The 18527-nt window shown below is 70.7% G+C and carries 19 protein-coding genes and 1 tRNA gene; 8 read left to right on the forward strand and 12 right to left on the reverse strand.

What is annotated here, in order from left to right; all coding sequences use genetic code 11:
* Positions 1 to 39: 39 nt before the first annotated feature.
* From O7546_RS19535 to O7546_RS19550, 4 genes are read left to right on the forward strand one after another with little or no spacing between them, the layout of a single operon-like run.
* A complete protein-coding gene (locus O7546_RS19535) occupies positions 40 to 591 on the forward strand; it encodes a Uma2 family endonuclease (protein WP_269697334.1) in 552 nt (183 codons plus the stop codon).
* A gap of 41 nt (positions 592 to 632) precedes the next feature.
* Positions 633 to 851: a DUF2945 domain-containing protein gene (locus tag O7546_RS19540; RefSeq protein WP_030503817.1), complete on the forward strand. Its 219-nt coding sequence runs from the start codon at positions 633 to 635 to the stop codon at positions 849 to 851.
* Positions 838 to 1185, forward strand: coding sequence for a DUF3140 domain-containing protein (locus O7546_RS19545; protein WP_194803517.1), 348 nt, complete (start codon positions 838 to 840; stop codon positions 1183 to 1185). Before O7546_RS19540 ends, O7546_RS19545 begins: the two co-directional genes overlap by 14 nt.
* Positions 1186 to 1226: 41 nt before the next feature.
* A complete protein-coding gene (locus O7546_RS19550) occupies positions 1227 to 2093 on the forward strand; it encodes a CPBP family intramembrane glutamic endopeptidase (protein WP_281599891.1) in 867 nt (288 codons plus the stop codon).
* Between the two features lie 129 nt (positions 2094 to 2222).
* Here O7546_RS19550 and polA read toward each other — a convergent pair whose 3' ends face one another.
* The 11 genes from polA to O7546_RS19605 form a co-directional block, all read right to left on the reverse strand.
* Complete coding sequence (polA, locus tag O7546_RS19555; protein WP_281599894.1) at positions 2223 to 4922, reverse strand: DNA polymerase I; 2700 nt, start codon at positions 4920 to 4922, stop codon at positions 2223 to 2225.
* A 72-nt stretch (positions 4923 to 4994) separates the two neighbouring features.
* A complete protein-coding gene (locus tag O7546_RS19560) occupies positions 4995 to 5747 on the reverse strand; it encodes an amino acid ABC transporter ATP-binding protein (protein WP_174535931.1) in 753 nt (250 codons plus the stop codon).
* A 53-nt stretch (positions 5748 to 5800) separates the two neighbouring features.
* Positions 5801 to 6778 carry an amino acid ABC transporter permease gene (locus tag O7546_RS19565; protein WP_174535924.1) on the reverse strand — a complete coding sequence of 326 codons (978 nt, stop codon included), beginning with the start codon at positions 6776 to 6778 and terminating at the stop codon, positions 5801 to 5803.
* A gap of 4 nt (positions 6779 to 6782) precedes the next feature.
* Positions 6783 to 7688: an ABC transporter substrate-binding protein gene (locus O7546_RS19570; RefSeq protein ID WP_174535923.1), complete on the reverse strand. Its 906-nt coding sequence runs from the start codon at positions 7686 to 7688 to the stop codon at positions 6783 to 6785.
* 32 nt (positions 7689 to 7720) lie between these two features.
* Positions 7721 to 8431: an ABC transporter ATP-binding protein gene (locus O7546_RS19575; protein ID WP_194801287.1), complete on the reverse strand. Its 711-nt coding sequence runs from the start codon at positions 8429 to 8431 to the stop codon at positions 7721 to 7723.
* On the reverse strand, positions 8421 to 9185 hold the full coding sequence (locus O7546_RS19580) for an ABC transporter ATP-binding protein (protein ID WP_176722847.1): 765 nt from the start codon (positions 9183 to 9185) through the stop codon (positions 8421 to 8423). Before O7546_RS19580 ends, O7546_RS19575 begins: the two co-directional genes overlap by 11 nt.
* A gap of 73 nt (positions 9186 to 9258) precedes the next feature.
* On the reverse strand, positions 9259 to 10398 hold the full coding sequence (locus O7546_RS19585; protein ID WP_194801286.1) for a branched-chain amino acid ABC transporter permease: 1140 nt from the start codon (positions 10396 to 10398) through the stop codon (positions 9259 to 9261).
* Entirely contained in the window at positions 10395 to 11345 is a 951-nt protein-coding gene (locus tag O7546_RS19590; protein ID WP_091420555.1) for a branched-chain amino acid ABC transporter permease, read from the reverse strand. Before O7546_RS19590 ends, O7546_RS19585 begins: the two co-directional genes overlap by 4 nt.
* A gap of 105 nt (positions 11346 to 11450) precedes the next feature.
* Positions 11451 to 12611 carry a branched-chain amino acid ABC transporter substrate-binding protein gene (locus O7546_RS19595; RefSeq protein WP_104114971.1) on the reverse strand — a complete coding sequence of 387 codons (1161 nt, stop codon included), beginning with the start codon at positions 12609 to 12611 and terminating at the stop codon, positions 11451 to 11453.
* 257 nt (positions 12612 to 12868) lie between these two features.
* The gene (locus O7546_RS19600) at positions 12869 to 14086 is read right to left on the reverse strand and encodes a hypothetical protein (RefSeq protein WP_194801285.1); all 1218 of its coding nucleotides are present in this window, start codon (positions 14084 to 14086) and stop codon (positions 12869 to 12871) included.
* A 37-nt stretch (positions 14087 to 14123) separates the two neighbouring features.
* Positions 14124 to 14744 carry a response regulator gene (locus O7546_RS19605; RefSeq protein WP_194801284.1) on the reverse strand — a complete coding sequence of 207 codons (621 nt, stop codon included), beginning with the start codon at positions 14742 to 14744 and terminating at the stop codon, positions 14124 to 14126.
* An 81-nt stretch (positions 14745 to 14825) separates the two neighbouring features.
* Between O7546_RS19605 and O7546_RS19610 the strand changes: the two genes are divergently transcribed.
* A tRNA-Leu gene (locus O7546_RS19610) sits at positions 14826 to 14908 on the forward strand.
* Positions 14909 to 15007: 99 nt separating this feature from the next.
* Positions 15008 to 15691, forward strand: a complete 684-nt coding sequence (locus O7546_RS19615; RefSeq protein ID WP_259275860.1) for a transcriptional regulator — start codon at positions 15008 to 15010, stop codon at positions 15689 to 15691.
* Positions 15692 to 15718: 27 nt separating this feature from the next.
* Here O7546_RS19615 and O7546_RS19620 read toward each other — a convergent pair whose 3' ends face one another.
* Entirely contained in the window at positions 15719 to 16894 is a 1176-nt protein-coding gene (locus O7546_RS19620) for a PLP-dependent aspartate aminotransferase family protein (RefSeq protein WP_281599905.1), read from the reverse strand.
* Between the two features lie 83 nt (positions 16895 to 16977).
* Between O7546_RS19620 and O7546_RS19625 the strand changes: the two genes are divergently transcribed.
* Positions 16978 to 17457: an Lrp/AsnC family transcriptional regulator gene (locus tag O7546_RS19625; RefSeq protein WP_013475837.1), complete on the forward strand. Its 480-nt coding sequence runs from the start codon at positions 16978 to 16980 to the stop codon at positions 17455 to 17457.
* Between the two features lie 61 nt (positions 17458 to 17518).
* The gene (locus O7546_RS19630) at positions 17519 to 18514 is read left to right on the forward strand and encodes an LLM class flavin-dependent oxidoreductase (RefSeq protein WP_281599908.1); all 996 of its coding nucleotides are present in this window, start codon (positions 17519 to 17521) and stop codon (positions 18512 to 18514) included.
* The last annotated feature ends 13 nt before the right edge of the window (positions 18515 to 18527 follow it).

An 18527-nucleotide genomic window follows, 5' to 3' on the forward strand; every position in this document is an offset into this window, starting at 1 on the left:
CCCATTCCGACATCACCTGGCCCCTGGTGTCCGGACCCGATGCGGCAGCAGCGTGCGGACTACACGCTGGAGGATCTGCTCACCCTGCCGGACGACGCCCCCCGCGTCGAACTCGTCGACGGAGTCTTCCAGGTGACACCCTCCCCCACCCTGGGCCACCAGGACATCTCCCTCCTGCTCAGCCTCTGGCTGCGGTCACACGCTCCGGCCGGGCTGCGGGTCGCCCAGGCCATCAGGGTCGGACTCAGCCCCAACACCAGCCGGCAACCGGACGTCCTGCTCCACCACGCCGGGCTGCCGAGCGACAGGTCCCTCCTGCGACCGGCGGACGTCGTCCTGGCCGTCGAGATCGTCTCCCCCGCCACCCGGCGGGTCGACCGGTTCGCCAAGCCGGGCGAGTACGCCGCCGCCGGGATCCCGTTCTACTGGCGGATCGAGCAGGATCCGGTGCACCTCTACGCGTACCGCCTCGGTGACCGGATCGGTCCGGGCGGCGAGCGGCAGTACGAGCTGGTGGACGGCAGCAGCGAGGTGATCGAGCTGTCCGAGCCCTTCGCGATCAAGCTGCCGATCGCCGAGATCCGGCCCTGACCACACCGTTACTCGGTGTCGGCCGCGGGTAAGCGGGCGGCATGGCCGAGAAGGAGTTCCGCGCCGGCGACCACGTCTCCTGGGCCAGCCACAGCGGCCGGGCGTACGGCGTCGTCAAGGAGAAGCTGACCGAGCGCACCCACGTCCGCGGGCACACCGTGAACGCCTCGCCGGAGCAGCCGCAGTACCGGATCACCAACGACGACTCGGGCCGCGACGTGGCCCACCGCCCGGAGGTGCTGCGCCATGAGTCGCGCTGAAGACCCGCAGCAGACGTACCGGGAGTTCACCGACGCGGTGAACATGAAGCCCGGTGAGCTGACCCGCTGGCTGGAGACCGAGGAGTCCAAGCACGTCGGCTGGCACAAGAAGGGCACCCAGGGCGGCGAGTCGGTCGGGCACGACTCCGGCCGGCGCATCGTCGACCTGCTGCGCCGCAAGCGCGCCGACCTGACCGCCGCCGACTACAAGCACATGCGCAAGGTGATCGGGTACGTCCACCGCCACCTCGCCCAGCGCCCGTCCGGGGACGTGCGGGACACCAGGTGGCGCTGGTCGCTGATGAACTGGGGGCACGACCCGCTCAAGGGCTGAGCCGCCCGGTCCGTTCGCGTCGCGTTGGTACCGTGCCGGCGATGACGACAGACGTCTCGACCGCAGGCCGTCATCCCCGCGCCGGACGTGTGGTCCTCCTGGCGGGCCTCGGCCTGATCGCCGTCGCGGCGCTTCTCCTGGTGGCGACCGGGAACACCGGCATCCGATACAGCGCCGACCACGACGGCACCGTACCGATGTGGAGCCGCTGGATCCCGGCGCTGGCCGGGATCGCACTGATCCGCCTGATCCCGCCCGCGCCCGACCCGAGGTGGCTTGACCCGGTCGCGCCGTACCGCGAGGCGGTGCCGCTGCTGCTGGCCGGGATCGCGTTCGCCGCCGTCATGCCGCTGCTCGGCGGCGAACCCGCGTACACGCTGGTGAAGCTCGCGCTGCTGCTCGGCGTACCGATGGTGGTGTTCCTGGCCGCGCGCCGCCGGCCGCCCCGGTGGCGGCCGGGGCCGGCCCCGGCGGACACCGCCCACCGGTGGGGTCCGGCGCTGCCGGTGGCGGTGTGGCTGGTGCTCAGCTACGCGACGCCGCTGTCCGTGCCGGCGAGCGACTGGGGGCGGACCGTCACGCCGGTCGAGCTGGTCGTCACGCTGCTTGTGGCTTTCGCGGTGAACGCGCTGCTGGAGGAGGTCTTCTACCGGCGCTGGCTGCAGACCCGGTGGGAGTCCCTGCTCGGCCGGTGGCCGGCGATCGTGCTCGCGTCGCTGGTGTGGGCGGCCTGGCATGTGGCCATCCAGGGCAGCGGCCGGCCCGCCGTCGACCTGGCGTCGGTGGTCGTCAACCACGGCGTGATCGGGCTGTTCCTCGGCTACCTGTGGTCCCGGTACCGCCGGATGTGGCCGCTGCTCGTGGTGCACGGCGCGGTCAACGCGATGCCCGTTCTGCTCGGTCTCTGACCGGCCGCCGCGCCCCGCCTCCTCCCGGGTCGCCTCTTCGCGGTGATCAAGGCGTTTGTGTCCCCGAACGGGCTCGGGCGTGACACAAACTCCTTGATCACCACCGGGAGGAAGGGCAGGGTGGGGAAGTCAGTGGTCGGCGCTGTTCCAGTCGCGGCCCTCGCCCACCGAGACCTCCAGCGGCACCGACAGCGGGTACGCCTCGCCCATCTGCTTGCGTACCAGCGCCTCCAGCGCCTCCCGCTCGCCCGGCGCGACCTCGAAGACCAGCTCGTCGTGCACCTGCAGCAGCATCCGGGACCGCAGCCCGGCGTCGCGCAGCGCGCTGTCGACGTGCAGCATCGCGACCTTGATGATGTCGGCCGCCGAACCCTGGATCGGGGCGTTCAGTGCCATCCGCTCGGCCATCTCCCGGCGCTGCCGGTTGTCGCTGACCAGGTCGGGCAGGTAGCGGCGGCGACCCAGGATGGTGGAGGTGTAGCCGTCCTGGCGGGCCCGGGCCACCACCTCCTGGAGGTAGTCGCGGACGCCGCCGAACCCGGCGAAGTAGTTCTCCATCAGCCCGCGCGCCTCCTCGGCGCTGATGCCGAGCTGCTGGGACAGGCCGAACGCGCTGAGCCCGTACGCCAGGCCGTAGTTCATCGCCTTGATCTTGCGGCGCTGGTCGGCGGTCACGTCGCCGACCTCGACGGTGAAGACCGAGGACGCGGTGGCGGCGTGGAAGTCGTGCCCGGAGTTGAACGCCTCGATCAGCGCGTCGTCCGAGGACAGGTGCGCCATGATCCGCATCTCGATCTGGCTGTAGTCGGCGGTGAGCAGGCACTCGTAGCCCTCGCCGACGACGAACGCGCGGCGGATCCGCCGCCCCTCCTCGGTGCGGATCGGGATGTTCTGCAGGTTCGGCTCGGTGGAGGACAGCCGCCCGGTCGCCGCCACCGTCTGGTTGAACGTGGTGTGGATCCGGCCGTCGTCGGAGACGGACTTGAGCAGCCCGTCGACTGTCGACTTGAGCTTCGCGACGTCGCGGTGGCGCAGCAGGTGGTGCAGCAGCGGGTGCTCGGTCTGGGCGTAGAGCCACTGGAGCGCGTCCGCGTCGGTGGTGTAGCCGGTCTTGATCCGCTTGGTCTTGGGCAGGCCCAGCTCGGTGAAGAGGATCTCCTGCAACTGCTTCGGCGACCCGAGGTTGAACTCGCGGCCGACCACCTCGTACGCGCTCTGGGCGGCGGCCTTCACCTCGGCGGCGAAGTGCGCCTCCAGCTCGGAGAGGTAGTCGGTGTCGGCGGCGATGCCGGTGCGCTCCATCGCGGCGAGCACCCGCATCAGCGGCAGCTCGACGCCGGCCATCAGCCGGGCCGACTGCTCGCCGTCGCGGGACAGCTCGGCGTCGATCGCGTCGGCCAGGTCGAGCGTGGCGCGGGCCTGGAGCATGAGGTTCTGCTCGGCCGCGCCCTCGTCGCCGAACCCGTCGAGCGTGAGCTGACCGGTCTCCGGCGCGTCGACGCGCAGCTCCCGGTGCAGGTAGCGCAGCGCCAGGTCGGTCAGGTCGTACGAGCGCTGGTCGGGGCGGGCCAGGTAGGCGGCGATCTGGGTGTCGCGGGCGATGCCCTGCAGCTCCCAGCCGTGCGCGGCGAACGCCAGCACCGCCGGCTTGCTGTCGTGCAGCACCTTCGGGCGGTCGGCGTCGGCCAGCCAGCCGGCCAGCGCGGCCTCGTCGCCGGCGTCCAGCCGGCTCGGGTCGAACCAGGCGCCCGCGCCGGCGGCGGTGGCCAGCGCCATTCCCGTCACGGTGGCGGTGTGGCGGCGGTTCGGGCCGGTGTCGAGCGTGACCGCCAGGCCGACCGGCGCGCCCGCCGGGGCGTGCGTGTCGAGCCAGCCCGCGAGCGAGCCCGGCTCGGTGAGCACCTCGCCGGCCAGCTCGAAGCCCGCGTCGGCCTCCGGCTCGACCGCTTCCAGATACTGGTAGAGCCGGTCGCGCAGGATGCGGAACTGGAGCGTGTCGAAGACCTGATGCACCGCTTCGCGGTCCCAGCCCTGCCAGCGGGCGTCCTCGGGGCGTACCGGCAGCTCCAGGTCGGAGACCAGGCAGTTGATCTCGTAGTTGCGGATCACGTCGGCGAGCCGCTCGCGCAGGCTGTCGCCGGCCTTGCCCTTGATCTCGTCGGCGCGGGCCACCACGCCCTCGACGCCGCCGTACAGGTTGATCCACTTGGCCGCGGTCTTCGGGCCGACGCCGGGCACGCCGGGCAGGTTGTCGCTGGTCTCGCCGACCAGGGCGGCCAGGTCGCGGTAGCGGTCCGGGGTGACGCCGTACTTCGCCTCGACCGCGGCCGGGTCCATCCGGGCCAGGTCGGAGACGCCCTTGCGCGGGTAGAGCACCGTCACGCGCTCGCCGACGAGCTGGAACGCGTCCCGGTCGCCGGTGGTGATCAGCACGTCCATGCCCTGGTCGCGGGCCTGGCAGGCGAGCGTGGCGATGACGTCGTCGGCCTCGTAGCCCTCCTTCTCGACCACCGGCACGCGCAGCGCGGCGAGGACCTCCTTGACCAGGCTGACCTGGCCCTTGAAGTCGGTGGGCGTCTCGCTGCGGCCGGCTTTGTACTCGGAGTACTTCTCTGTGCGGAAGGAACGGCGGGACACGTCGAACGCCACGACGATGTGCGTCGGCTGCTCGTCGCGCAGCACGTTGATCAGCATCGAGGTGAAGCCGTAGACGGCGTTCGTCGGCTGCCCCGTGGTGGTGGAGAAGTTCTCCACCGGCAGGGCGAAGAAAGCCCGGTATGCCAGGGAATGTCCGTCGACGAGAAGCAGGCGCGGCGTCGTAGCTGTCACGGCTGCGACTCTAGTCCGTACGCCCGACAACTCCGGCCTCCGGTGCGGCGCGCGCCGCACCGGAGGCCGAGGTCAGAGAACCTTGGCCAGGAACGCCTTGGTCCGCTCGTGCTTCGGCGCCGAGATCACCTCGCGCGGGTCGCCCTGCTCGACCACCACGCCGCCGTCCATGAACACGAGGTGGTCGCCCACCTCGCGGGCGAAGCCGATCTCGTGGGTCACCACGATCATCGTCATGCCGTCGCGGGCCAGGTCCTTCATCGTGTCCAGCACCTCGCCCACGAGCTCCGGGTCGAGCGCGCTGGTCGGCTCGTCGAACAGCATCAGCTTCGGCCGCATGGCCAGCGCCCGGGCGATCGCCACCCGCTGCTGCTGGCCGCCGGAGAGCTGACCGGGGTACGCGCCGAGCTTGTCGCCCAGTCCCACCCGGTCCAGCAGCTGCGCGGCGTGCTCCCGGGCCTGCGCCTTCTTGGCCTGGCGCAGCAGCACCGGGGCCTCCATGACGTTCTGCAGCACCGTCATGTGCGGGAACAGGTTGAACCGCTGGAACACCATGCCGATGGCACGGCGCTGCGCGGCCACGTCCCTGTCGCGCATCTCGTACAGCTTGCCGCCGCGCTCCCGGTAGCCGATCAGGTCACCGTCCACCCAGATGCGGCCGGCGTCGATCTTCTCCAGGTGGTTGATGCAGCGCAGGAACGTCGACTTGCCGGAGCCGGAGGGCCCGAGCAGGCAGCACACCTCGCCGGAGCGGACCTCCAGGTCGATGCCCTTGAGCACCTCCAGCGGCCCGAACGACTTGTGCACCTGCTCGGCCCGCACCATCAGCCCGGACCCGGCCGTCGGCGCGGTGGCCTGCGCGGGCACGATCAGCTCGGTCACTTCACCACCCCCGCGCCGCCGCCGGCCTCGGCCGTCATCCCCCGCAGCTTCAGCCGGGCCCGGCCGGTCACGCCGTAGCCCTTGCCGAAATGGCGTTCCAGGTAGTACTGGCCGACCAGCAGGATGCTGGTCAGGAACAGGTACCACAGGCAGGCCGCGACGTACATCGGGAAGATCTGGAACGTCCGTTTGCCGACCGCGTCGAGCTGGAAGAACAGCTCCACGCTCACCGGCACGTAGAGCAACAGCGACGTGTCCTTGAGCATGGCGATGGTCTCGTTGCCGGTCGGCGGGATGATCACCCGCATCGCCTGCGGCAGCACCACCCGGCGCAGCAACTGAGAGCGGCTGAGGCCGAGCGCCTGGGCGGCCTCGGTCTGGCCGGGGTCGACCGACTGGATGCCGGCCCGGACGATCTCCGCCATGTACGCGGCCTCGGAGAGCGCGAGGCCGAGCAGACCGGCCATGAAGCCGGTGAGGATGTCACGGGAGGAGAACCCGAACAGCCGTAGCTGGAGGTTGTCGATGCCGAACAGCTGGCCGATCTGGGTGTCGAACGGCACCCCGAACTCGACCCGGCTCCACAGGATGCCGATGTTGCCGAAGACGGCCAGCAGCACCAGCCGGGGCACGGCCCGGAAGAACCAGGTGTAGAGCCACGCCACGCCGCGCAGGATCGGGTTGTCCGACAGCCGCATCACCGCGATCACCACGCCGAGCGTGACGCCGATCAGCATCGCGCTGACCGTCATCAGCACGGTGCCGCGCAGCAGGCCCTCGATGATCGGCGGCCGGAACATCTTGTCGACCATGAAGGACCAGTTGAAGGCCTCGTTGGTCACCAGCAGGTGGACGAACATCGCGGCCAGGACGGAGAGCACCGCCACCGCGGCCCATCGTCCGGGGTGCCGCACGGGCACGGCCTTGATCGGTTCCGGCCGTGCCCGCGCGGTTGTCGCTTCCTCGGTGGTCATGTCGTCACGGGTTGATCGCGGGGTCCGTGATCGCGCCGTCTCCCACCTTCCACTTGTCCAGCACCTGCTTGTAGGAGCCGTCGGCGATCACGGCCTTGGTGGCGTCACGCACCGCCTCGGCCAGCTGCGTCTGCTCCTTGGCCAGCACGTAGCCGTACGGTGCCGCCTCGTACTGCTTGTCGAGCAGCTCCAGGGCGTCGTTGGACTGCGTCACCGCGTACACGCCGACCGGGTAGTCGGCCAGCATCGCGTCGTCCTTGCCGGACACGACGGCGGCGGTGGCGGCGTCCTGGCCCGGGAACTGGTCGACGGTGATCGCCGGCTTGCCGGCGTCGGTGCACGCCTTGGAGCGCTTCTGGATGTCCTCGACCTGGACCGTGTCCTTCTGCACCGCGATCTTCTTGCCGCAGGCGTTGTCCAGCGCGATCCCGGCCGGGTTGCCCTTCTTGGTCACCCACTGCGTGCCGACCTGGAAGTAGCTGACCATGTTGGCCTGGCCCTTGCGCTCGTCGTTGATGGTGAACGACGAGACGCCGGCCTCGTACTTGCCCGAGTTGACGCCGTTGATGATGTCGCCGAAGGGCGCCGAGACGAACTCCGCCTTGAGGCCCAGCTTGGCCGCCACCGCGGTGAACAGTTCGACGTCGAAACCGATCACGGTCTTGCCGTCGGTGTCCAGGAACTCCGCCGGGGCGTAGGTGGAGTCGGTGCCCACCACGATCTTGCCGTCCGACTTGATCGCGTCCGGGACCTTCGCGGCCAGCGCGGCGTCGACCGACGACGCGACGCTGGGGCCGCCACCGGGCTGGTCGGTGCTCTCCTCCTCGCCACACGCGGCGAGGGAGAGCAGCAGGACGGCCGCACCGGCGACGCCGAGCGCCGCCCGCCGTCCGGGGTTGGGGTGGAACATGGCTGTACTCCTTATTGCGAGGGGTCGGTCGGTCAGGCCACGCCGAGGTAGGCCTCTTTGACCGAGGGGTCGTGCAGCAGGTCCGCGCCGGTGCCGCTCTTGACGATCCGGCCGGTCTCCAGCACGTACGCCCGGTGGGCGCGCGCCAGCGCCTGCTGGGCGTTCTGCTCCACCAGCAGGATCGTGGTGCCCTGCTGGTTGATCTCCGTGATGATCGTGAAGATCTGCTGGATCAGCATCGGCGCGAGACCCATCGACGGCTCGTCGAGCAGCAGCAGCTTCGGCCGGCTCATCAGCGCCCGGCCGACCGCGAGCATCTGCTGCTCGCCGCCGGAGAGCGTGCCGCCGGCCTGCTTGCGCCGCTCGGCCAGCCGCGGGAACAGGTCCAGCACCCGGGCCAGGTCCTGCGCGATGCCGGCCTTGTCGCGCCGGGTGTACGCGCCCATGTCGAGGTTCTCCAGCACCGACATGCCGGGGAAGATGCCCCGGCCCTCGGGCGCCTGGCACAGGCCGCGCCGCACCCGCAGGTCGGCCCGGAGCTTGGTGATGTCCTCACCGGCGAACCTGATCGTGCCGGAGGCGACCGGCCGGATGCCGGAGATCGCCCGCATGGTGGTGGACTTGCCGGCGCCGTTCGCGCCGATCAGCGCGACGATCTCCCCCTCGTCCACGGTCAGGCTGATGCCGTGCAGCGCCTGGATCCGCCCGTAGAGCAGGCTCACGTCCTCGATCTCAAGCAGCATCGTCCGGCACCCCCAGGTACGCCGCGACCACCTTCGGGTTGTCCCGCACCTCGGCGGGCAGCCCTTCGGCGATCTTCTTTCCGAACTCCAGGACCACGATCCGGTCGGTCACGCCCATCACCAGGCGCATGTCGTGCTCGATCAGCAGCACCGTCACGCCCTGATCCCGGATCTGCCGGATGAGCTGGAGCAGCTCCTCCTTCTCCGCCGGGTTGAAGCCGGCGGCCGGCTCGTCCAGGCAGAGCAGCTTCGGGTCGGTGGCCAGCGCGCGGGCGATCTCCAACCGCCGCTGCTCGCCGTAGGACAGGTTGCGGGCGAACTCGTGCATCCGGTTGCTGATGCCGACGAACTCCAGCAGGCGCTCGGCCTTCTCCCGGCCCTCGCGCTCCTCCTTCCAGTGCCGCGGCAGGCGCAACAGGGCGGAGATCACGCTGGTCTTGTGGTGCGCGTCCGCGCCGACCTGGACGTTCTCCAGCGCGGTCATCTCCGGGAAGAGACGGATGTTCTGGAAGGTACGGGCCATGCCCATCCGGGTGATCTGGTGGCGCTTCTTGCCACTGATCTTCTGGCCCAGGAACCGGATCTGCCCCTCGGTGGGCTGGTAGATGCCGGTCATCGCGTTGAAGCAGGTGGTCTTGCCGGCGCCGTTCGGGCCGATCAGGCCGAGGATCTCACCCTTGTAGAGGGTGAAGTCCACGTCGTTGAGGGCCACCACACCGCCGAAGCGCAGCGTGACGTGGTCGACCTCCAGCAACGGCTCCCGCTTGTCGACCGTCTCGACGGCGGGGGCCGCCGCCTGGGCCGGAACGGCCGGGGTCTGCTCGGTGTCACTCACCGACGATCACCTCCTTGCGGCGGTCCTTGAACTCCGCCGCTCGTCGCCGGTTCGGGATCAGGCCCTGCGGGCGGAAGATCATCATCACCACGAGCACCAGACCGAAGAAGAGGAACCGGTACTCGTACAGCTCCACGCCGAACAGCTCGATGCCACGGAACCGCTCGATCATGTACGCCACCAGGCCACCGCCGACGATCGCGCCGACGATGTTGCCCGAGCCGCCGAAGATGACGGCGGCCAGGATGATGATCGAGTTGAGCAGCTCGAAGTTCTGCGAGTTGACGAAGTTCTGCTTGCCGGCGAACAGCGCACCGGCCAGGCCGGCGATGGCCGCGCCGGAGGCGAACGCCCACAGCTTGAACTTGAACGTCGGCACACCCATCAGCTGGGCGGCGTCCTCGTCCTCGCGGATCGAGATCCAGGCCCGGCCGACCCGGCTGTGGGTCAGGTTCCGCACCCCGATCACCACCAGGATGATCAGCGTGAGCACCAGCCAGTAGTACGGGCGGGCGTCGAGCACGCCGAACCACGGCCGGCCGTCGGCGTACTCGCCGGGCGGGTGCGGGATCTGGTTGAAGCCGCGCTGTCCCTTGAGGAACTCGGAGCTGACCGCCGCGATCCGGATCATCTCGGCGAAGCCGAGCGTCACCAGCGCCAGGTAGTCGCCGCGCAGGCGCAGTGTCGGCGTGCCGAGCATGACGCCGGAGACCATGGTCAGGCCGATCGCGATCGGCACCACCGCCAGCCACGGCCACAGCGTCTTGAGGTCGCTGCTCGGCGAGGTCAGCACCGCCACCGTGTACGCGCCGACGGCGAAGAAGCCGAAGTAGCCCAGGTCGAGCAGGCCGGCGAAGCCGACCACGATGTTGAGCCCGACCGCCAGCAGCACGTAGATCGAGACCGTGAACATCACCTGGGTGAAGTTCGCTCCCGGGGTCGGGATCGGCCCGAGGTACTGGTAGAACTCCTTGTTCGGCAGCGCGTAGAAGAACGCGATGACCGCGACCAGCAGCACCCAGCGCACCCAGCGCGGCGCGTGGTGCCAGCGCTCCGAGATCGCGTGCCGGCCCTGCCGCAGCTTGTCCGCCGCCGTCTCCCGCCGCTCCGGCGGGTCGATGGTGGTCGTCATGCGCGTGCCCTCCCCAGTGATTCGCCGAGCAGACCGGTCGGCCGGAACATCAGCAGCACGACCAGCACCGCGAACGCGGCGAAGTCCTTCCACTGACTGCCGAACAGGCCCGCGGCGTAGTTCTCCACGACGCCGAGCAGCAACCCGCCGACGAGCGCGCCGCGCAGGTTGCCGATACCGCCGAGCACCGCCGCGGTGAACGCCTTGAGGCCCAGCAGGAAGCCGACGCTGTAGGTGAGCGTCTGGATCCGCACGTCGTACAGCAGGCCCGCGACGCCGGCCATGGTGCCACCGGCGATGAAGACCATCAGGATGATGCGGTCCTTGTTGACGCCCATCAGGGCCGCCGTGTTGGCGTCCTGGGCCACCGCCCGGATGCCGCGGCCGGTACGGCTGCGGTTGATGAACTGGTCCAGCGCGAACATCATCACCAGCGCGGAACCGATGGTGAGCAGCTGCACCGCGTCGATCGGCACCCCGGCGATGTGGAACAGCGGCTCCGAGCTGACCAGGATCGGTGCGCCCTCCGGCCGCCGCCGGGTGTAGACGCCGAACGCCTCCGAGATGGCGATCGAGGCACCGATGGCGGTGATGAGGAACGCCAGCGGCGGCGCGTTGCGCTTGCGCAGCGGCCGGTACGCCACCCGTTCGATCACCGTCGCGGTGCCCGCCGAGGCGATGGCCGCCACGATCATCGCCACCAGCAGGTAGAACAGGATCGAGCCGATGCCGCTGACCTGGGAGTTCTGGTCGAGTCCGAAGCCGTTCCAGGTCCAGATCGCGGCGAACGCGCCGGCGATGAAGACCTCGGAGTGGGCGAAGTTGATGAGCCTGAGCACGCCGTACACAAGCGTGTAGCCGAGCGCGACCAGGGCGTAGATGGCGCCCTGCGTCAAGCCGGTCGTGGTGAGTTCCCCGAAGTTGGAGAACAATCCGTCGAAGTCCAAGGGAGGGACGCTCCGTCGCTCAAGAGAAAAAGAGGGTGCGGCCGGGAGCCAGCTCCCGGCCGCACCCGCGATCACTACTCAATCGCCAGTCCAGCGATCGAACGATCAGGACTTGGGGATCTCCTGGTCCGGGACGACCTTGCCGCCCTGCACCTTGAACGCCCAGACCTTGACCTGCGCCGGGTCGAGCTCGCCGCCCTCGACGAACTTGTAGCTGGCGGCAACGCCCTCGCCGCTGTAGCCCTTCACGAACTCCAGCAGGTCGGCACGGCTGCTCTTGCCGGCCTTGATGCCCGCCAGCAGGATGTTCGCCGCGTCGTAGGCGGTGTCGCTGTAGGTGCCCGGGTCGGTGCCGTTGAGCGCCTTGAAGTCGGCGGCGAAGGTGCCGCGGGCCTCGGTGGACGGAGCGCAGGGGCAGGTGAGGATGGTGCCCTCGGCGGCGGCGGCACCGGCGGAGGTGATGTACGCGCCGTCGTTCACGCCGTCACCGGCGACCAGCGGAGCGGTGACCCCGGCAGCGGTGAGCTGCTTACGGATCAGGCCGGCCTCCTGGTAGTAGCCGCCGTAGAAGACCGCCTTCACGTTGGCGGCCTTGACCTTGGTGACCACACCCGAGAACTCGGTCTGCTTGCCCTCGCCCTGGACCTTGTCGCTGCCCACGACCGAGGCGCCGAGGACCTTCTTGACCTCGTCGGCCAGGCCGGCGCCGTACGCGGACTGGTCGTCGATGACGTAGACCCGGTCGGCCTTCATCACGTTCTTGATGTAGTTACCGGCGGCGGGGCCCTGGCTCAGGTCGTTGCCGACCGCGCGGAAGAAGGTCTTCCAACCCTGCTCGGCGAGGCTGGGACGGGTCGCGGAGGGGGTGATGGTGACCAGACCGGCCTCGTTGAACAGCGGGCCGGCGGCCTCGGACTCGCCCGAGTAGGCCGGACCCACGACACCCAGGATCTTGGTGTCGTCGATCGCCTTCTGGGCCAGACCCGGCGCCTGGTCCGGGCTGCCCTGCGAGTCGAGCTCGGCGAGCTCGACCTTGCAGTCCGGGTTCTCCTTGTTGTACTTGTCGACGGCCAGCTTGACGCCGTTCTTCTCGTTGATGCCCAGCGCGGCCGAGCTACCGGTCAGCGCGCCGAAGAAAGCGATCTTGCTCCCGCAGGCGCTGCCCCCGGAACCCTCATCGTCGCTGCCGCTGGAACAAGCGGTGCCACCGGCGACGAGCGCCAGCATGGCGACCCCGCCGATCACGCGTGCGAGCTTCTGCCTCAAGGCCCGAACCCTCCTCCGTCCATGATCCGAACCACCCGCCGCTGATTGGCCCTTGCGGGGTGGACGAACCAAGACCGTCGTCGCCGGTCTGGGGCGGGACGTTATCCCACCGTGAGCGGTGGCGTAAGACCTGGAAAGCGGGGTTGACCGAACCGTTACACGCCGTGGCGGATTCAAGCCCATCGGCGTAAGAACCGAAGGCGGGCAAAGGCTTTCGCCGACTATTCCTCGGTAATGAGCCATGCCCTCCCCACCCGCTACCGATCGACGGTCGGCAACGCCCCCCACCAGGCAAGGGACGTCTTCCCGTCATCGGCGACCACGAGCAGCCGGTCGTCGCGGACCGCCACCGCCAGCGCCGCGTCGCCCCCGTCCGGCACCTGCACCGGCGTGATCACCGGAAGCCACGACGCGCCGCCGTCACGCGACATCCAGAGCCGTCGCTGACCCCCGTCCCCGGTCACCGCGACGAGCCGCCCACCGGACGCCACGAACGCGTCCACCGACGACACCCCCGGGCCCGCCGAGCCGAACCCGCCTACCCGCCGCCACCCCTGATTCGCACCCGCCGAACCGGCCGACGGCGAGCCGCAGTCGTCGCACCCGCGCCACACCGCGAAGCGGTCACCCACCGGGCCGACCGCCACCGGCCCGCCGTCGGCCGACACCACCCGCTCGGCAGCCCCGGCCGCCCCCGCCGGCACCGGCAGGGCCACCCGCCGCCACACCCGGCCGTCGGCCGAGAACCACGAAAGCGGCGTCCGGGCCGTCCCGCCGGGCGGCAGCAACGACCCCACCACCAGCCAGCCCGACCCCACCGCCGCCACGTCGTACGCCGCCGTCCGGCCCCGGCCGTCGCCGGCCAGCTCCGCGACGCCCTCGCGCAGGACGAACCCCTCGGCGTCCGGCGACGACCACACCGCCGCGCCGTCCGCGCGCGCCCCCGCCACCAGCCAGCCGCCCGGACCCGCCGCCAGCCGCGACGCGCTCACCGCGCGCGGACCGCCGAACAACTCGAACGCCGCCGGCACCTCCCGCAACGGCCCACCCGGACCCCACACCCACGTTCCGGTACGCGGATTGCCGTGCACGCCACCGGTCTTCGCGCCCAGCGCCGCCATCCCGTCGTCGCGGCACGCCACCGCGTAGAGCACGTGCTGGCGGCCGTAGAACGTCTGCGCGCGCACCGGAATCGGCGACCAGGTCACGCCGTCCGATGAGGACCACGCCGCCGGCCGGGTCTCCCCCGCCGGATCGACCAGCCCGCCCACCACGTACCACCGGCCCGCGCACCGCGCGGCGTCGCGCAGCACCGGCCGTCCGGTGGCGCCGGCGGGAAGGGCCAGCTCGACGGGCTGCCACTGCGGGCGTACCGGCGCGGGCTCGGGCAGCTGTCGCGGCGTGGTGTGGCAGGCCGCCAGGAGCAGCGCGGCGGCAGCGGCGACGAGGGCCGGCCGGGCACGCGCGGGAGACATGCATCCGATCCTATCGATCGGACGCCTCCCGGGCAGGTCAGGGCGTGGGCTGCTCCACCTCGCCGCCGGCGGTCTCGGCGAGGATCCGCTCGGCGACCTCCTTCATGGTCATCCGGTGGTCCATCGCGGTGCGCTGGATCCACTTGAACGCCTGCGGCTCGGTCATCCCGTACGTGGTCATCAGCGCGCCCTTGGCGCGCTCGACGGTCTTGCGGATCTCCAGCCGGTCGGTGAGGCCGGCGACCTCCGACTCCAGCGCGGCGATCTCCGAGTAGCGGGACAGCGCGATCTCCACCGCCGGCACCAGGTCGCTCTTCTGGAACGGCTTGACCAGGTACGCCATCGCGCCCGCCGCCCGCGCCCGCTCCACCAGGTCGCGCTGGCTGAACGCGGTCAGGATGATCACCGGAGCGATGCGCGCGCCGGCGATCCGCTCGGCGGCGGCCAGCCCGTCCATGATCGGCATCTTGATGTCGAGGATGACCAGATCCGGCTTGAGCTCCTCGGCGAGCTTGACGGCGGTCTCGCCGTCACCGGCCTCGCCGACCACCTCGTAGCCCTCTTCGACAAGCATCTCGGCCAGGTCCAGCCGGATGAGCGCCTCGTCCTCGGCGATCAGAACGCGCTTGCGCTCGGCGTCCGCCTGCATCTCGCCCACGAGCCACTCCCACCATCGATCCCGGCACGGTCACCACCCATGCTCCCGCATGAGCCTAGTCGGGTACAGTTACCGCACCCCGCCGGGATGGTGGAACGGCATACACGGAAGTCTCAAACACTTCTGCCCGAAAGGGCTTGCGGGTTCGAATCCCGCTCCCGGCACTTCTTGTCATACAGGTGTTCGAGGATGTTGCTGTGCATCCTCCCGAAATGCGGGCACGAGCCCGCGCCCTTCGCGCCCGGGGTCACAACATCCATTCGGTGGCCCGCAGCCTTTCCCTGCCCTACACCACGGTCTGGCACTGGTGCGTCGACCGGCCCCAGCCGGCAGTCTTCGGCAGCGCGGTCCGCTGCTTCCGCTGCCAACCCGACCAGGACGGGCCGCCTGATCCGGCCGCCTACGCCTACCTGCTCGGACTCTATCTCGGTGACGGGCACCTGGTTACCACCGACCGAACGCCGGTGCTCCGCGTCTACTGTGCCGACGCCTGGCCGAACCTGATCGACAAGTGCGACGCCGCGATGCGGGCGGTGTTGGCAAACAAGGTGCAGCGCATCCAGAAGCGGGGCTGCGTCGCCGTGCAGAGCACCGCCGCACACTGGCCGTGCCTGTTTCCCCAGCACGGGCCAGGCAAGAAACACGAGCGACCGATCGTCCTGGCCGACTGGCAGCGCACCATCGTCGAGGCCCAGCCGGGCGACTTGCTGCGGGGCCTGTTCCACTCCGACGGCTGCCGCTTCGCCAACCGGGTCGTCGTTCGCGGGAAGGAATACGTCTATCCCCGCTACATGTTCTCCAACCGCTCCACGGACATCATGGCGCTGTGCCAGTGGTCCCTCGACCTGCTCGGCATCGCGTGGCGGATGAATCTGCCGTGGTCGCTGTCCGTGGCCCGCCGGGAGGCCGTCGCCGCGCTGGACCGGCATGTCGGCCCGAAGTCCTGACTCGACGGCGCCGGCAACGGCCGGGCCTCAGATCCGCGCCAGCGCCCGGGCGAGATCCGCCCGCAGGTCCTCCGGGTCCTCCAGGCCGACCGAGACGCGCAGCAGCCCGCCGCACGGTTTGGCGTCGCCCTCGACCGGCCGGTGGGTGAGCGAGGCCGGGTGCTGGATCAGCGTGTCGACGCCGCCGAGTGACACCGCGTGCGTGATCAGTTCGCAGGCGCCGGCGACCTCGGCCGCGGCGGGCGCGCCGCCGCGGACCTCGAAGGCGAGCAGGCTGCCGGTGCCGGACATCTGGCGGCCGACCAGCCCGGCCGGGTCGTGCAGCGACGGGTGGTGGACGCGCTCGACGGCGGGGTGCCCGGCGAGCCAGGCGGCGAGCTTCTCCGCGCCGGCCTGCTGGGCGCGGACGCGCAGCGGGAGGGTCTGGATGCCGCGGTGCAGCAGGTACGCGCCGAGCGGGTGCAGGACGGCGCCGGTGACGGCACGGACCTGGCGCAGCCGGGCGGCCCACTCGGGTCCGCAGGCGACGACGCCGGCGAGGACGTCGCCGTGGCCGCCGATGCTCTTGGTGGCGCTGTGCAGCACGAGCGCAGCGCCGTGGCGGGCGGGCTGCTGGAGCACCGGGGTGGCGACGGTGTTGTCGACGAGCAGCGGGACGTCACCGGCGGCGTCGGCGAGCGCGGCGATGTCGACCAGGTCGAGGCTGGGGTTCGCCGGCGTCTCGACCACGACCACTGCGGTGTCGGGGCGGATCGCGGCGGCCACGTCGGCGGTGGTGGCCCAGGTGACCTCGGTGCCGAGCAGGCCGGTGGCGAGGACGTGGTCGGTGCCGCCGTAGAGGGGACGGACGGCGACGACGTGCCGCTTGCCGTCGCGGGTGGCGGCGAGCAGGGTGGCGGTGAGCGCGGCCATGCCGCTGGCGAACGCGACGGCTTCGGCGGTGCCTTCGAGCTGGGCGAGCGCGGTCTCGAACCGGGCCACTGTGGGGTTCCAGAGGCGCTGGTAGACGGCGCTGCCGCCGGCCGGGAGGGTGCCGCCGGTGGCGAGCGTCTCGTAGTCGTCTCCACCGCCGGCGACCGAGGGCAGCGGGTTGGTGGTGGACAGGTCGATCGGCGGGACGTGGACGCCGAGCCCGGCGAGGTCGGCGCGCCCGGCGTGTACGGCTGCGGTGTCCACGGAAGTCATGCCGGAACTGTCGAACATGACGATGGCTAGAGGCAATAGCAGCGAAGAAGATTCTGGGAGTCACGCTTTCGTTCGGCGGTGATTCGGTGAAGGATGGTCACATGCCTGCCGCACCGAATGATGTACGGCCGTTCGCCGGCCTGGACGACATCGACCGCGCGATCCTCACCGAGCTGGCCGCGGACGGCCGGCTGCCGAACAACGCGCTGGCCGAGCGGGTGGGGGTGGCGCCGTCGACGTGTCTGACGCGTACCCGGGCGCTGCGGGAGTGCGGTGCGATCCGCGGGTTCCACGCCGAGGTGGACCCGGCGGCGGTGGGTCTGCCGTTGCAGGCGCTGGTGTCGGTGCGGTTGACGGCGCACGAGCGGGCCGCTGTGGACGCGTTCCGGGCCCGGTCGGTGCGGCTGCCAGGGGTGGTGTCGGTGTTCCACGTGGCGGGCGCGGAGGACTACGTGCTGCACGTGCGGGCCGCCTCCGGTGACGCGCTGCGGGACTTCGTCCTCGATCATCTCGCAGTCGATCCGGCGGTGCAGCACACGCAGACCAGCCTGATCTTCGAGCAGGCGCGGGGTATGGGGTAGCGCACCCGGCGGAACAATTCCGGCACGTCGCCTGTTGCACCTCCCTGTGATCGACGTACCCATGTCTGTTCTTGATCTTGCCCCGGTGGCGGCGACCGGCAGTGCCGGTGAGGCGCTGCGGTACACCACGGAGCTGGCCCGCCGCACCGAGGAGCTGGGCTACCGCCGGTTCTGGGTGGCCGAGCACCACAACATGCCCGCGATCGCGAGTTCCGCGCCGGCGGTGCTGCTCGCGCACCTGGCGGCGCACACCAGCACGATCCGGCTCGGTTCGGGCGGGGTGATGCTGCCCAACCACCCGCCGCTGGTGGTGGCCGAGCAGTTCGGCACCCTGGAGGCGCTGCATCCGGGCCGGATCGACCTGGGCATCGGCCGGGCGCCGGGCACCGACCAGGTGACCGCGCTGGCGTTGCGCCGCACGATGGAGGGCCTGTCCGCGGAGCACTTCCCGCGTGAGCTGGCCGACCTGATGAACTACTTCTCCGGTGCCGAGCCGGGCCCGATCACGGCGACGCCGGGCCGCGGCCAGTCGCCGCAGGTGTGGCTGCTCGGGTCCAGCGGCTTCAGCGCGCAGCTGGCCGGTCTGCTCGGGCTGCCGTTCTCGTTCGCGCACCATTTCAGTTCGCAGAACACGATTCCGGCGTTGCAGCTCTACCGGCAGAACTTCCGGCCGTCGCAGTGGCTGGACCGGCCGTACGCGATGGTGGCGGTCAACGCGGTCTGCGCGGAGACCGACGAGCGGGCCGAGTGGCTGGCCGGGCCGGCCGGGCTGTCGTTCCTGAAGCTGCGGTCGGGGCGGCCGGAGCCGCTGGTCACGCCGGAGGAGGCGGCGGCGTACCCGTACTCGGAGTTCGAGCGGGAGTTCGTCGCCCAGCGCCGCGACGGCCAGGCGACCGGCTCACCGGAGACGGTGGCCCGGCAGCTCGGTGAGCTGCTGGAGCGCACCGGCGCGGACGAGCTGATGCTCACCACGATGGTGTACGACGTGGCGGACCGGGTCCGCTCGTTCGAGCTGATCGCCGAGAAGGTGGCGGGCGGGCTGCGCCGGGAGGGCTGAAACACGCTCTTCA

It is taken from the genome of Micromonospora sp. WMMA1976 (genome assembly GCF_027497335.1).
Classification (GTDB): Bacteria; Actinomycetota; Actinomycetes; order Mycobacteriales; family Micromonosporaceae; genus Micromonospora; species Micromonospora aurantiaca.

Bases quoted from the DNA above. Each gene is read 5' to 3' on its own strand.
- O7546_RS19600 (WP_194801285.1), bottom strand. From the start codon at position 14,086: ATGTCTCCCGCGCGTGCCCGGCCGGCCCTCGTCGCCGCTGCCGCCGCG.
- O7546_RS19570 (WP_174535923.1), bottom strand. From the start codon at position 7,688: ATGTTCCACCCCAACCCCGGACGGCGGGCGGCGCTCGGCGTCGCCGGT.
- O7546_RS19585 (WP_194801286.1), bottom strand. From the start codon at position 10,398: ATGACGACCACCATCGACCCGCCGGAGCGGCGGGAGACGGCGGCGGAC.
- O7546_RS19560 (WP_174535931.1), bottom strand. From the start codon at position 5,747: ATGGTGCGGGCCGAGCAGGTGCACAAGTCGTTCGGGCCGCTGGAGGTG.
- O7546_RS19550 (WP_281599891.1), top strand. From the start codon at position 1,227: ATGACGACAGACGTCTCGACCGCAGGCCGTCATCCCCGCGCCGGACGT.
- O7546_RS19625 (WP_013475837.1), top strand. From the start codon at position 16,978: ATGCCTGCCGCACCGAATGATGTACGGCCGTTCGCCGGCCTGGACGAC.
- O7546_RS19630 (WP_281599908.1), top strand. From the start codon at position 17,519: ATGTCTGTTCTTGATCTTGCCCCGGTGGCGGCGACCGGCAGTGCCGGT.
- O7546_RS19565 (WP_174535924.1), bottom strand. From the start codon at position 6,778: ATGACCACCGAGGAAGCGACAACCGCGCGGGCACGGCCGGAACCGATC.
- O7546_RS19545 (WP_194803517.1), top strand. From the start codon at position 838: ATGAGTCGCGCTGAAGACCCGCAGCAGACGTACCGGGAGTTCACCGAC.
- O7546_RS19535 (WP_269697334.1), top strand. From the start codon at position 40: ATGCGGCAGCAGCGTGCGGACTACACGCTGGAGGATCTGCTCACCCTG.
- O7546_RS19620 (WP_281599905.1), bottom strand. From the start codon at position 16,894: ATGTTCGACAGTTCCGGCATGACTTCCGTGGACACCGCAGCCGTACAC.
- O7546_RS19575 (WP_194801287.1), bottom strand. From the start codon at position 8,431: ATGCTGCTTGAGATCGAGGACGTGAGCCTGCTCTACGGGCGGATCCAG.
- O7546_RS19540 (WP_030503817.1), top strand. From the start codon at position 633: ATGGCCGAGAAGGAGTTCCGCGCCGGCGACCACGTCTCCTGGGCCAGC.